This window comes from Clostridium sp. (genome assembly GCF_017888565.1).
Classification (GTDB): Bacteria; Bacillota; Clostridia; order Clostridiales; family Clostridiaceae; genus Clostridium.
Genome location: NZ_JAGHFX010000080.1, coordinates 21,520 through 36,129, shown reverse-complemented (window position 1 = coordinate 36,129; position 14,610 = coordinate 21,520). Strand labels below are relative to the sequence as shown.

The following is a 14,610-nucleotide window of genomic DNA, read 5'->3' as shown; positions in this document are numbered from 1 at the left end:
AAGTATGAAGGAATTTAAGGTTATAAGATTTTTAGATAAGTTTAGAGGTTTATATGAAAAAGCTGGAGTAGATTATGATATTTTTAGAATAATACTTCAAGCTAAACTTACAATGGATGGGAGAAGAAAAGCTACTGTTTTTAATAATGAAAATAAAAAGAAAAATAGCGAATCAAATGAATTTTATAAAGCCTTAATACTATACGCTTTTATAGGATTATTTTTTGGATTAATGCTTATATTTAAAATGAATTTAATGTATCAAATGGCAGCTTATTTTTCTGCAATTATGTTTATGATACTAACAATTTTCATTTCTGATTTTTCTTATGTAATGTTAGATGTTAGAGATAAAAATATTTTGGCAACAAAAGGAGTAAGTAGTAAAACTATAAATGCTGCAAAAATTACTCATATTTGTATTTATATAATTTATTTAACATTAGCTTTAGTAGGAATTTCGCTTGTAATTTCATTTAAACAAGGGATATGGTACTGTTTAATATTTTTAATTGAAATAATACTTATAGATATCTTTATGATTATAATAACTGCATTATCCTATCTTCTAGTACTTAAAATTTTTGATGGCGAAAAGTTAAAGGATATGATAAATTTTGTTCAAATTGGATTAAGTATATTTATGGTAGGAATATATCAAATAGTACCAAGAATTTTTCAATTTATTGATGTAGGTAATATTTCGTACACTGAAAAAATATGGCATCTGTTAATACCTCCTATATGGTTTGCTGCTCCGTTATCTATGGTAGCTGGGGAAGGAATAACTACATATAAAATAATTATGACAGTATTAGCAGTGTTAATACCAATAATAGCATTATTAGTTTATTTAAAGTTAACTCCTACATTTGAAAAGTATTTACAAAAATTAAATAATAATAATGAAAAATCTAATGAAAAAAGTAAGAATTTACTTAGGATTGGTAAAATAATATGTAAAGATAAGATTGAAAGAGCATTTTATAATTTATCAGTGGGAATTATTAACTCAGAAAGAGAATTTAAGCTTAAAGTTTATCCTAATATGGCTCTTGGAGTAATTTTTCCATTTATATTTTTGACAATTGGTATTCAGGGAGAAGATATTAGTAATATAAGATATAGTTTAATTAATTCAAAGTTTTATCTAACAATATATTCTTTTGCATTAATGATTCCGAATATACTAATAATGCTTAGGTATTCAGAGAGATATAATGGAGCATGGATATATGAAGTAGCACCAATAAAAAAGATATCTTCAATATATAAAGGAGTTATAAAGGGGGCTTTATTTAAGCTTATAATACCTCCATATATTATTGTATCTATAATATTTATAATTATTTTTTCAATGAGTGTTATAAAACATCTTATAGTAGCATTTTTAACTTTAATATTGATTATTATAGTTAATTTTTCAATTAGTTCTAAAGTATATCCATTTTCGAAAAAATTTGAAGGTACCAATAATACTGGAGATAGTTTAGTATCACTTATATTTTCATTTATTTTTATACTTTTGGGCATAGGTCTACATCTTGCAGCAAGCTTTTTTAGTATAGGAATATATATTTATGGTGTAATATTACTTGGGTTAGATATTTTATTATGGAAGATTTCATTTAACGTTTCAAAAAATAAATTAAGAGAATAAAGGTATAAATAAAATCATTTAGATTAACTCTAAGTGATTTTATTTTGTTTTTAGTATATAATATATTTCAAAGATCAAATGAAAATTTTTAAGGAGATAAATTATGGCAAAAGTTATAGTTGTTGGAGCTGGACCTGCTGGTATAATGGCATCATTATCAGCTTCAAAAAACAATGAAGTTACTTTAATAGAAAGAAATAATGAAATAGGTAAGAAATTAAGACTTACTGGTGGTGGAAGATGTAATATAACCAATAATAGAGATATAGAAGAATTTTTCGATAAAATAGTGACAAATAAGAAATTTTTATATAGTGCACTTTATACTTTTTCAAATACTACCTTATTAGAATACTTTTCTAATAATAGTTTAGAGTATAAGGTTGAATATGATCAAAAAGTATTTACAAAAAGCGATAAAGCAGATGAAGTTATAGAAATATTTAAAAGAGATCTTATGAAAAATGATGTTAAAGTTTTATACAATACAAAAGTAAATGATTTTATTATTGAAGATGAAACTATTAAAGGTATAATTACAGAAGAGGGGAAAAAGATATATGCAGATAGTGTTATTGTAACTACTGGTGGAAAGAGTTATCCTACCACAGGGTCTGATGGAAGCATGTATGATATATTACAAAAGTATGGACATACGATAAATCCTTTATATCCAGCATTAATTCCACTTGTAACAAAAGAAGGATTTATTAAAAACCTTCAAGGTGTATCAATGAAAGAAGTAATAATAAGTACTACTATAAAAAAGAAAAAAGTTCAACGTCAAGGTGATATGATATTTACTCACTTTGGTATATCAGGACCTGGAGTTTTAAAATTCTCATCTTATATAAATAAAATTTTAAAAGAAAAAGAAGTAGAGATAAAATTAGATTTTTTACCAGAAACCTCTAAGGATGAGTTATCTAAGATAATTAGATCTAATTCAAATAAAAGCTTATTAAATAATTTAAAAGCTTATCTACCTCAAAATTTTGTGAAAGAAATACTAAATATTTTAAATTTAAGTGAAGTTAAGATTTCAGAGTTGAAAAAAGAAGATGAATTGAAGCTTATAGAATATATAAAAGAAATGCCTTTAACTGTTGAAGACACTATTACAATAAAAGCAGCAATGGTTACTAGTGGAGGAATTAGTGTTAAAGAAATAAATGCATCTACTATGGAGTCAAAAAAGATAAAAAATTTATTTTTTGCTGGAGAAGTTATTGATATTGATGCAGAAACAGGAGGGTATAATCTTCAAATGGCATTTTCTACTGGATATTTAGCTGGCTCAAGCATAAGGAATTAAAATTATCAATTTAATTAAAAACTTCTTACATAAGAATCATTTATTATTAATTATAAATTAAACTAAAAAAAGCTGAGGAAACTCAGATTTTTTTAGTTTGGAAGTGGTTGATAGGTACTTCTATCTAGGTATTGATTAACAACTAATTCGCCATTTGAATCATATCCATATAAATAAGTATCAGCACTTAGTGGTCCTATAGGTATTGATACTGGCTCATATGTTATACCACCTTTTACTGATTCGTTTGACCATAATTCAATAGTTAAATTTCCGTTTCCAGCATAGGTGTTTATTACTACTGGATATTCAAAGTTATTAACGAATTTTAAGTCAATAAGGTTATCAGCTAAAGTAGCATCAAGTCCTATAGGAACATATGAAACGGTCATCATATGGTTAAGTCTTTCAGTAGGGATTATTCCAGCTCTTAACATAGTATTATAAAGAGTTGAAGAAACTTGACAGACACCGCCCCCTACACCAGGAACTACTTGTCCGTTAACATAAGTATTGGCAGCTACGAAGCCATTTTCAATAGTAGTTGGGCCTATAGCTTTTTCAGTTGAAAATGTTTCACCTGGCATTACTATAATATTATCAATATTTCTTGCCGCAAGTTGAAGGTTTGTACCACTAGGGCCAGCTGGATAACTTGTTGAAAAGCTAGAAATCTTATTGTTTACATTGCTTAAAGCACTAGCTTTAATATTGGCTTCAACAACATCAACATTTCCAGATACCTCTACCACATTTGGAGCATTCATATCTTTTATTTGAGATTTAATTTTATCTGTTAAATCACTTGTATTTAATTTAAGTCCAGTGGAATCATTTGAAATATTCATTGCTCCACTAGATATATCTATAGAAGCATTTGTAGGGCTAACATCTACAGCATTAGATATATTAGATACGAATGAAGTTAACTTTTCATCATTAAAAAGAACTTCAAATTCATACTCCCTATTTTCTGGTTTCTTTAACAAGTTTATTTTCTTAAAGAAACCTTCATTTTTTCCAAAACTTAAAATATCATTTTCAAGTTCTTCATAATTAATAGTTGCTTCTAAATCCTTATAAGAAATCTCAAAATTTTGTCCATTTGCCCCAACGCTTACTTTTTTATTACTTATATCTTCAACTAAAGAAATAAGTGTAGCGTGTAAGTCGTTACTATTCAATCCTGCTAAATCTTTATTTAGTATATAAGCACCAGGATAAACTTTATCTGCATAGTTTTTTATTAAAGTATTATTTGAGATAAGCCAATAACCAAGAATGGAAATTAGAATCAAAAATACTACAAGCATGAATTTCCATGATTTTAAAATAGAAACTATACTTTTTTTATCAGTTTGTACCACTTCCTTAGATGGTTCAGTATTAAGATTATTATTGCTCATAAATACCAACTTTCTATATAGTTACTTTATCATTTTCATGATATATATAGTTTACCTCGAAGTGATAATAATTTCAAGAATTTGTGGGAAAAATTACTAAATATATACGTATTTTATATTATTTAATAATATAAATAAAGATTTATCTAAATTACTCGAATATTAAATTAAATGTTAGTAAATTAATACCAAATAATGTGAAACAGTAAAGCTAAGATTTTGCAAAAGTTATCATAAGTTATTTTATGTTTAATAGTATTTTTAAGTGATTTATATTATGAAAATAAAGTTTATATTTATCTTATTAACTTATAAGAAAATAATAATTATAGATTGTATAAATTTAAAAGTTATTACAAAAGTATATATATTTACAATAAGTTACTAAATGATTAAAATTATAACATAGCTAATATTAAATAATAATTAGGGGGCAAATAATGAAAAAAAGAAGGTTAAGAAAAAATAATAAAGAACATAAGAAAGTAAAAGAAAATAAGAGATGGAAGAAAAGTTCGAAGAAAAGGGCAAGTACAATAGGAAAAAAGATTTTTAGTATCACAGTAATGGTAACAATAATAGCAATGATTATATTATTAAGTATTAATGCACTAATGTTTAATAGATTGCTAAACTCTATTGAAAAAGATGTATTAGCTAGAGGAAAGAATATTAAAGGAAGTATATCTACAGGTGATATAAGTGCTATAATGCAAGATAAGACAACAGGAAGTTATGATTATAAGAAATTAAAAAATGATTTATCAAATGCAAAAAGCAATGAAAATGTTATATATGCAGCTATATTAACTAAAAGTAATAATAAAGATGCTGAAATAATAGTAGACACAGATAGTAATTTATTGAATTATGGTAAGAAAATAATATTAAGTGATGAATTACATAGAGTTTTTAATGGAGAGGTTATATCCACAGAAGTTAAGGAGAAAAAGAATACCTTAATAAAATCATACTATCCAATTATAGGGTTAAGTGGAAGTGTTGACGCTATATTAGAAGTTAGAGAGGATATTACGGAAATTATAAATGTAAAAAAAGTAATACTTATTCAACTAGGTATATTAGCAATTATTCTAATTATTGTATATAGCATAGTATCATATGCTTTATCAAAGAATATTAATAGAGGTGTAAAAAAAGTTATAGATGGGCTTGTTACAATTTCAGAAGGTAATTTAACTAAAGTAGTAGATGTTAATAGTAATGATGAAATAAAGTTAATAGCTGATTATATAAATGTATTGCAAGAAAAAATTTCTAAGATGATAAATCAAATAATAATTTCATCAAATAAAGAAATTATAAATATAGAAAAGTTATCTAACTCAAGTAAAGAAATGGCAGCGGCTTCAGAAGAGGTGACAGCTACAATTAAAGAAGTTGATTCAAATATTTATATTCAAAATGAAGATACGAAAGAAATAAGCAATTTACTTAATGGATTTGGAATATCAATTCAAGAAGTTAAGGAATTAATTAATAAAACTAATTACTTACTAATTAATGTAAATAGTCAACTAAGCAGAAATAAAGAAGATTTAATGATGCTTCAAAATTCAAAGATTGATATACAAAATTCATCATCTTATATGAATGATGAATTAGAAAATCTATACTGTTCCTTAGAAAAGATAAAGAATATAGCTATTTTCATAGATTCAATTGCAGATCAAACTAATCTATTAGCATTAAATGCATCTATTGAAGCAGCAAGGGTTGGTGAAGCTGGAAGAGGATTTGCAGTTGTAGCAAATGAAATAAGAAAACTTGCAGAAGAAGTTAAAAGTTCATCTCTTGATATTGATAAGCTATTAACAGGTGTAATAAGGGAAGGGAATGATGTAAAAGAAACTTCGAATGTTATGAATATTAAGTTAGAAAAGCAATATGGTGTAATAGATAACTCAATAGTATCATTTAAAGAAATAGTAGATAAAATCATTGAAATAGTTCCTAAAATGACAGATGCAAATAATAAAATAGATATTGTGTCATCTGAGAAAAATACTATTATAGATTCAATTGAAAAATCACGAGTATTATTAGATGAAATATCGCGTTCTTCAGAAGAAATAAAAACTTTTTCAAGCGAGTTAAGTATTATGGCTCAAGGAGTTGCAGAAATTGGAGAAGAGTTAAATAATAATTCTAATGAAAAAAATATTGAAATAAATAAGTTTATGATAAAGTAAATTAGTTTTATGGATAGATACAATATATATTATGTACTTTTATGCTTTTTATAAGAAAGTGAAAAATGAAAGATACTCATATTAATAAAGAATATACAACATTTTAATGGATTGAGACATGCAATATAAAAGAATATAATAACATTAGAAGATTTCAGGTTGAAGGAGTGATATTATGAAGGCGGAAAGCAAAATTCTTAAGTTTTCAGCAGTTGGTGGATTGTTCTTCGCTGTCTTGGGTATTGCATGGGGATGAGCTATACATTCAGAAATGATAGCTTTTGATGGATTATACTCATTTGTAAGTTTAGGACTAGCGGTGTTTGCAATTATTACTACAAATTTTATTAATAAAAGTGATTTTAAAAATTATCCTTTTGGAAAGGCAACATTAGAGCCAATGATAGTTATTATTAAATCATTAGTACTTCTAATAATGTGTATAATAACTATGCTTTCTTCAATAAAGCAAGTTTTAAATGGAGGAAATGATGTTGAGGCAGGTTTTGCATTAGGGTATGCATTAATTTCATCTGTTGGATGTACTGTAGTTTATTTATATATGAGAGAATCATCAAAGAATCTTAATTCTGAGATAGTTAAAGTTGAAAGTAGTCAATGGCTTATGGATTCTATGTTAAGTGTAGGAGTATTAGTAGGATTTTTAATTTCAATTATTTTAAAATATATTGGATTAGAAAACTTAGCAAGTTATGTTGATCCAGGAATGGTTATTTTAAGCTCGACAATATTTTTGAAAATGCCTATAACTTCTATAATGGAAGCTTTCAAAGAAATAACAAACTCTAAAGCTGATGATCAAATCAATTATGATATAAATTTATTAGTAAAAGAAATTGAAGAGGAATATAATTTAGAAGAATCTATAGCAAGAGTAGTAAAAGTAGGAAGAGAACTTAGAATAGAAATTGATTTTATAGTATCTAAAGATTCAAAAATCAAGTCTATAGATGATATGGATAAAGTAAGAGAAATAATAGATAAAAATACAAACCATTTTGATTTAAAAAAGTGGATGAATGTATCATTTACTAAAAATAAAAAATGGGCTATATAAAAAGCTATCCTAGATAAATTCTGGGGTAGCTTTTTATTTTAATATTTTACTAATTAATGAAATTATGGTATTTTAAGAGTATATTTATAATATTAACTTGGAAAAGTCGGTGGGGTACTATGGTAAATGAGATATATTCTTCTGAGGAAGTAAAAGAAATTATTGATGGAGTAATAGAAGAGATTAATGTAGGGAAATCTAAAATTTTTCATATTGCAGATGCTATGAGAGATGAATTAGAAATCAAAAGGAAAGAGCTTAATGATGTTAAAAGTAGACTTTTGAAAGTTATTAATGAGGTAGATTATTTAGAAAAAGCTGATAAAGCAATGAGAAATAAGCTGGTAGAAGAATCAAAAAAGCTATCTCAAGTGGATTCTGATTTATTTAAAGAGGTCTATGAAGAAGCGTTAGACATTAGAGTGAGATATATAACAAAACAAAATGAAGAAAAAGAATTAATTTTAAAAAGAGATACTTTAGAAAGAGCTTTAAAAAAATATAATTTAAACATAGAAGAGGCTCAAGGAGCTGTTAACCAAATAAATATAGCATTAGGGTACTTAGAAGGTAATGTCTTAGATATAATAAATGACCAAGATGAAAATTCTCAAATGATAACTGGAATAAAGATATTGGAAAATCAAGAGTTAGAAAGACAAAGAATAGCAAGAGAAATACATGATGGGCCAGCTCAATACATTGCAAATGCAATGATGAGAGTGGATTTTTGTAAAGTAGTAGTTCAAAAAGATCTTGAAAAAGGGATAAATGAATTAGATGATTTGAAATTCAATATAAGAATGGCATTAAAGGAAGTAAGAGGTATAATTTATGATTTAAGACCATTACAATTAGAGGAACTTGGATTAATGGAAGCTATAAGAGATATGATAAATATTATATCAGCAGAAAACGATATAAAAATAGATATAATAGTTGATAAGTCAAGTTATGAAGTAGAAAAAATAATACAAATTGCTATATACAGAATTATACAGGAGATATTAAACAATATAAAAAAACATTCTAAAGCAAAATATGTTGATTTTAGAATCAGTTATATTAAAGATTTTATATATATTTATATTAAAGATGATGGAATAGGTTTCAATGTTCAAGAAACTATAATAAATACTAAGCAAAAAGGAAATCGCTATGGTTTACTTGGGATATTTGAAAGAGTAAAACAATTAAGAGGAAAAATAGAAATAAAATCTTTAAAAGGAGAAGGAACTATATATAAAATAAGGCTTCCAATAAATAGAAAGGTAATAAAAAATGATTAATAATAAAATTAGGGTTATAGTAGTAGATGATCATGACTTAATAAGAGAAGGATTAAATAGAATAATAAGTTTTGAAGAAGATCTAATAATATGTGGGCAGTTTCGAAGTGGAGAAGAGCTACTTAATAATATGAAAAATTATAATCCGGATATTATACTTCTGGACATAAATATGCCTGGGAAAAATGGGATAGAAACTTTAAAAACTTTAAAAATATTATATCCTAATATTAAAATAGTTATGCTAACAGTAGAAAATGATAAAAAGACTATAATGGAGTCAATCGATATAGGTGCAGATGCATATATACTAAAAGAATCAGCTGGTAGCGAAATTGTAAATGCTATAAGAAATGTGTATTTAGGGGAGAAATATATAGACAAGTCCTTAATAAAAGCTATGTTTTTAGATATTAAAAATGATGCTATTTTTACAAGTAGAGAAATTGAGTCTTTAAAATTATTAACCAATAGAGAATTAAATATACTGTACGAAATTTCAAAGGGGCTAAAAAATAAAGAGATTGCAGAAAAGCTATTTTTATCAGAAAAAACTGTGAAAAACTATATTACAAGCATATTTAAAAAAATTCAAGTAGAAGACAGGGTGCAAGCTACAATATATGCTATAAGGAATAATATAGAAGCTTTTTATCATAATAAATAAAAATAAAATACTAATTTTTGTGAATAAAATATTTAAAAGACATAAGATGTTAAAAAAAAGACGAAAATGAAAATTGAATTACGTTTTCAGGTGTTAATGAAAAATAGGAAAATATTATAAATAATAGAATTAAATAAGAAAAAATATATTGTTTCATTAATAAAATCATGAAGTTATAATCAAATGTGTAAAAAAATATGACAATATGTAATAAAACGTTAATTTATATTATATTAATAAATGAATTTATCAGAATGACAAGAGATAATAATTTAACAATATTGTTGAAAAAAAAACAAAGTCAGTATAGAATTATCTTGTAAATATCATTTTAGGGGGATAAATTTTATGATATCAAAAAAATTAATTGCTGTATGTTTATTATCAACTGCATTATTAGTTGGATGTGGAAGTAAGGAGCCTTCAACTTCAAATGATAATAGCGCAAGTTCAACAGAACAAAGTGAGAAATTCACAGGAATAAAGAAATACGAAAGTCTATATGATGAAACTGGTGCAAAAGGTGACGTTATAGTAACAGAAATTGAATTTAAGGATGGAGAACCAGTAAAAGTTTCACTAGATGTTCGTCAAGAAGATGGAACAATGAAAAAAGAAGAAGCTAAAAAGGGTAATTATGTAATGAAGGAAGGCGAAGCTAAAAACTGGGGAGAGCAAATCGAGTTATTAGAAGCTTTCTTAAACGAAAACAAAGTTGATGTATCTAAAGTAAAATTAACTAATGATGATGGAAATACAGATGCGGTGTCAGGAGTATCAATTAAGGTTGGTGCGTATGTGAATGCAGTTAAAGAGGTTGTTGATGCGGTTAAAGAAGGTAAAGAGTTAGAAACTGGATTTACTGGAGCAAAAATAGCTGAAACTCCATATGATTCAACTGGAGCAAAAAAAGATATGGTAGTTACAAAAGTTGTATTCAACCATGGAAAACCAGTTGGAGTAAATATAGATGTTAAACAAGAAGATGGTTCAATGAAGAAGAAAGCTTCAGAAGAAGGTAAATATGTAATGAAGGAAGGCGAAGCTAAACATTGGCATGAGCAAATGGAATTATTAGAAAAGTTCATGGTTGAAAATAATTTCGATCTTTCAAAAGTAAAATTAACTAATGATGATGGAAATACAGATGCAGTATCAGGAGTTTCAATTAAAGTTGGAACTTATGTAAAAGCTGTACAAGATGTTTTAGATTCAGTTAAGTAGAAATATATTAGCCACCTATTTATAGGTGGCTTTTTGTTTTATAGTAAACATTTTATTTACCATTAAATAAAATATTGAATTTATTAAAAAGTATGAATTAATTATATTTTTAAATTGAGGTTGTATTTCATTCTTGAACAAATATATAAGTGAATAACTAATATTTATAAAAAATACTAGTTTATATCACAGAAAATTTATATCTAACAGGTAATTCTACAACTATTAAAATGATAACAAGAATTTTAATTCCATTATTTGTAGTGTTTCGATGAATCGATTAATTCCTTATGAAAATAGAGAAAAATGCTAATTATATAGGTGGTGTATTGAAAGAAAGAATGAAGGATGATTTGGCAGCTTATTTATTATATAATTCTAAAATTATATATTTAAATGAGCCAACTTAAATTAAGAGTTTAAAGAGATATGAAATTTTTGTATTAATAAGGAAATGAATATTAGTAAGAAAAATTTATATATGAAAACTTTATACAGCAAGATTATTGTTAGATTTAATAGAAATATTATAAATCAAGCATAAATAATATCTAAATTTGATATTTTAGATTTCTTAATTTTTGAGACAAGTATTGAAGATATATAAAGAAGATATATAGAAAGAGGTGTAAATATTGAAGTTTTTTTGATACAAAATCATATTTAATTTTTACAAAGAATACATTAAAAAAATCTTTCATATATAGCAAATGCTATAATATTCTTTTTATGTGACCTTATGCTATTATTTGTAACATTCTATTTATTGGAGGGTGTATATAAAAGCTCTGATAGTATGATTATAAAGGGATTTATAGTTTATGTACTTACATCATTCATAACATCTGTAATTGTAAATGAGGATATTAGATATATAATAAGGGGAGAGGTTAAGGATGATTTAATAACTATAAATTTAATTAGACTAATAAATTATCAAAAAGAGAATGTTTTTTGAATTACCTGGGAATTTAATGTACAACTTTATGGTTATATCTTTTAACATTTAGTATAAGTCTTATATCTATAGCAGTATCTTATAAAATATGGTTAAAAGGAATTAGCGTATATGAAAGTGCAGGATGTTAAATAATAGACATATGTATACTAAAAGGTATATGTATGTCTTTTTGTTTTTATAATAAATAGTGAGAGCAATAAGTATTAGTATTTTTGGGTATAATACATATCTCATATTTGATTATTTACAAAATAATATAAATTTGTATTTTGAATGAGAATTATTATTGACATTGTATATAAAAATAGTATAATAAAGTTATACCACACCCCTGGGGGGTGGTTAGAGGAGGTATTAATATGAAAGAAGAAAAAGTTAAGATATCAGGTATGACATGTACTGCATGTGCAAGTAGAGTCGAAAGAGTAATTAATAAACTTGAAGGAGTAGATAAGGCAAATGTGAATTTTGCTACCGAAACTTTAAGTGTTAAATATGACAATAATAAAGTAAATAGTTCTGATATTGAAAAGGCTATTGAAAAAGCAGGCTATGGAGTTGAAAAGAATAATAAGAGCTATAGCTTTAAGGTTGAAGGAATGACTTGCTCTGCATGTGCAAATAGAGTTGAAAGAGTCACTAAAAAGGCAGATGGAGTTACAAACTCATCAGTAAATTTTGCTACAGAAAAATTAAATATAACTTTTGATGAAAATAAGATATCTGTTAATGAGCTGAAAAATATAGTAGAAAAAGCAGGTTATAAATTAATAGTAGAAGAAAAGAAAGATAGTGCTACGAAAAAGATTCCTGAGCATAAAAAGCTTTGGTATAGATTTGTTTTATCTATTGTATTTACAGTTCCATTACTAATAATATCTATGGGGCATATGGTAGGAATGCATTTGCCAGATATCATAGATCCTATGATGAATCCGTTAAATTTTGCAATAACTCAACTTGCATTAACTTTACCAGTAATGATAGTAGGTTATAAGTTTTATTTAATAGGCTTTAAGAATTTATTTAAATTAAGTCCTAATATGGATTCATTAATAGCTATAGGAACATCAGCAGCAGTTATTTATGGTCTATTTGCTATATATAAAATAAATATGGGAGATCATGAATATGCAATGCATTTATATTTTGAATCAGCAGCAGTAATACTTGCATTAATAACTTTAGGTAAATATTTAGAAGCAGTATCAAAGGGAAAAACTTCAGAAGCTATTAAAAAGCTTATGGGATTAGCTCCTAAAACTGCAAATATTATTAGAGATGGCAGGGAACTTACTATTCCTATTGAAGAAGTAAAAGTATCAGATATCGTAATTGTAAAACCAGGAGAAAAATTACCAGTTGATGGAGAAGTTGTAGAAGGAAATACATCAATAGATGAATCTATGCTTACAGGAGAAAGTATTCCAGTTGAAAAGAGTGTTGGAAGTAAGGTAATTGGAGCAAGTATTAATAAAACAGGATTTATAAAATATAAGGCTACTAAAGTTGGTGATGATACAGCTCTTGCTCAAATAATTAAATTAGTTGAAGATGCTCAAGGAACAAAAGCACCGATAGCAAAACTTGCAGATGTAATATCAGCATATTTTGTACCGATAGTAATAGCATTATCTATTATAGCATCATTAGCTTGGTATATATCAGGTGAATCAGCAGTATTCTCTTTAACTATATTTATAGCAGTTTTAGTTATAGCGTGTCCATGTGCTTTAGGATTAGCAACACCTACAGCAATTATGGTAGGAACAGGTAAGGGAGCTGAAAATGGAGTTCTTATAAAAGGTGGAGAAGCATTAGAAACTGCATATAAAATAGAAACTATAGTTTTTGATAAAACTGGAACTATAACAGAAGGAAAGCCAAAGGTAACAAATATAATAAGTAAAGATATAAGTGAAACAGAGATATTGGCATTAGCAGCCAGTGCAGAAAAGGGTTCAGAACACCCATTAGGAGAAGCAATAGTAAGAGCAGCAGAAGAGAAAAACATTACGTTAAAGAAGATAGAAGATTTTAAAGCTATACCAGGTCATGGTATAGAAGTAAAAATAGAAGGTAATATTATTGCTTTAGGAAATAAAAAGCTAATGACGGAAAGAGGAATAGAATTAGGAGATTTACAAGATAAATCTAATAAATTAGCAGAAGAAGGAAAAACTCCTATGTTCTTAGCTATAGATAATCAAATAAAAGGAATTGTAGCTGTTGCAGATACAGTTAAAGAAAATAGTAAAAAAGCTATTGAAGCACTTCATAATATGGGAATAAAAGTAGCTATGATAACTGGTGATAATGAAAAAACAGCAAAAGCAATTGCAAAAGAAGTTGGAATAGATATTGTATTAGCAGAAGTTTTACCTGAAGATAAAGCAAATGAAGTTAAAAAGTTACAAGGTGAAAATAAAAAAGTTGCAATGGTTGGAGATGGAATAAATGATGCTCCAGCATTAGTTCAAGCAGATGTAGGAATAGCAATAGGATCAGGAACAGATGTAGCTATAGAATCAGCAGATATTGTATTAATGAAGAGTGATTTAGTAGATGTTATAAAAGCAATTCAATTAAGTAAAGCAACTATAAATAATATAAAACAAAATTTATTCTGGGCATTTGCATATAACGTATTGGGAATACCAGTAGCAATGGGAGTACTTCATATTTTCGGAGGGCCATTATTAAATCCTATGATAGCAGCTGGAGCTATGAGTCTAAGTTCGGTATCAGTATTATTAAATGCATTAAGACTTAGAAAATTTAAAGCTAATATTTAGTT

Annotated in this window: 9 protein-coding genes; 8 read left to right on the top strand and 1 reads right to left on the bottom strand. The window is 26.3% G+C overall.

What is annotated here, in order from left to right:
* Positions 1–4: 4 nt before the first annotated feature.
* Both J7M87_RS15120 and J7M87_RS15115 read left to right on the top strand, forming a co-directional pair.
* The gene (locus J7M87_RS15120; RefSeq protein ID WP_291652140.1) at positions 5–1,660 is read left to right on the top strand and encodes a hypothetical protein; all 1,656 of its coding nucleotides are present in this window, start codon (positions 5–7) and stop codon (positions 1,658–1,660) included.
* A 103-nt stretch (positions 1,661–1,763) separates the two neighbouring features.
* Positions 1,764–2,975 carry an NAD(P)/FAD-dependent oxidoreductase gene (locus J7M87_RS15115; RefSeq protein WP_291652138.1) on the top strand — a complete coding sequence of 404 codons (1,212 nt, stop codon included), beginning with the start codon at positions 1,764–1,766 and terminating at the stop codon, positions 2,973–2,975.
* Positions 2,976–3,067: 92 nt separating this feature from the next.
* Here J7M87_RS15115 and J7M87_RS15110 read toward each other — a convergent pair whose 3' ends face one another.
* Entirely contained in the window at positions 3,068–4,381 is a 1,314-nt protein-coding gene (locus tag J7M87_RS15110; RefSeq protein WP_291652136.1) for a VanW family protein, read from the bottom strand.
* A gap of 440 nt (positions 4,382–4,821) precedes the next feature.
* On the opposite strand from J7M87_RS15110, the gene J7M87_RS15105 reads away from it, so the two are divergent.
* The 6 genes from J7M87_RS15105 to J7M87_RS15080 all read left to right on the top strand — a co-directional run bounded on the left by J7M87_RS15105 (position 4,822) and on the right by J7M87_RS15080 (position 14,608).
* A complete protein-coding gene (locus tag J7M87_RS15105; protein ID WP_291652134.1) occupies positions 4,822–6,594 on the top strand; it encodes a methyl-accepting chemotaxis protein in 1,773 nt (590 codons plus the stop codon).
* Between the two features lie 271 nt (positions 6,595–6,865).
* Positions 6,866–7,672, top strand: coding sequence for a cation transporter (locus tag J7M87_RS15100; RefSeq protein ID WP_291652132.1), 807 nt, complete (start codon positions 6,866–6,868; stop codon positions 7,670–7,672).
* Positions 7,673–7,791: 119 nt separating this feature from the next.
* Entirely contained in the window at positions 7,792–8,961 is a 1,170-nt protein-coding gene (locus tag J7M87_RS15095) for a sensor histidine kinase (protein ID WP_291652130.1), read from the top strand.
* Complete coding sequence (locus J7M87_RS15090; protein ID WP_291652128.1) at positions 8,954–9,628, top strand: response regulator transcription factor; 675 nt, start codon at positions 8,954–8,956, stop codon at positions 9,626–9,628. The genes J7M87_RS15095 and J7M87_RS15090 overlap by 8 nt, the downstream gene beginning before the upstream one ends.
* A 348-nt stretch (positions 9,629–9,976) precedes the next feature.
* Positions 9,977–10,852: a hypothetical protein gene (locus tag J7M87_RS15085; RefSeq protein WP_291652126.1), complete on the top strand. Its 876-nt coding sequence runs from the start codon at positions 9,977–9,979 to the stop codon at positions 10,850–10,852.
* Between the two features lie 1,320 nt (positions 10,853–12,172).
* Entirely contained in the window at positions 12,173–14,608 is a 2,436-nt protein-coding gene (locus tag J7M87_RS15080) for a heavy metal translocating P-type ATPase (RefSeq protein ID WP_291652124.1), read from the top strand.
* The last annotated feature ends 2 nt before the right edge of the window (positions 14,609–14,610 follow it).

Bases quoted from the DNA above. Each gene is read 5' to 3' on its own strand.
- J7M87_RS15120 (WP_291652140.1), top strand. From the start codon at position 5: ATGAAGGAATTTAAGGTTATAAGATTTTTAGATAAGTTTAGAGGTTTA.
- J7M87_RS15115 (WP_291652138.1), top strand. From the start codon at position 1,764: ATGGCAAAAGTTATAGTTGTTGGAGCTGGACCTGCTGGTATAATGGCA.
- J7M87_RS15110 (WP_291652136.1), bottom strand. From the start codon at position 4,381: ATGAGCAATAATAATCTTAATACTGAACCATCTAAGGAAGTGGTACAA.
- J7M87_RS15105 (WP_291652134.1), top strand. From the start codon at position 4,822: ATGAAAAAAAGAAGGTTAAGAAAAAATAATAAAGAACATAAGAAAGTA.
- J7M87_RS15100 (WP_291652132.1), top strand. From the start codon at position 6,866: ATGATAGCTTTTGATGGATTATACTCATTTGTAAGTTTAGGACTAGCG.
- J7M87_RS15095 (WP_291652130.1), top strand. From the start codon at position 7,792: ATGGTAAATGAGATATATTCTTCTGAGGAAGTAAAAGAAATTATTGAT.
- J7M87_RS15090 (WP_291652128.1), top strand. From the start codon at position 8,954: ATGATTAATAATAAAATTAGGGTTATAGTAGTAGATGATCATGACTTA.
- J7M87_RS15085 (WP_291652126.1), top strand. From the start codon at position 9,977: ATGATATCAAAAAAATTAATTGCTGTATGTTTATTATCAACTGCATTA.
- J7M87_RS15080 (WP_291652124.1), top strand. From the start codon at position 12,173: ATGAAAGAAGAAAAAGTTAAGATATCAGGTATGACATGTACTGCATGT.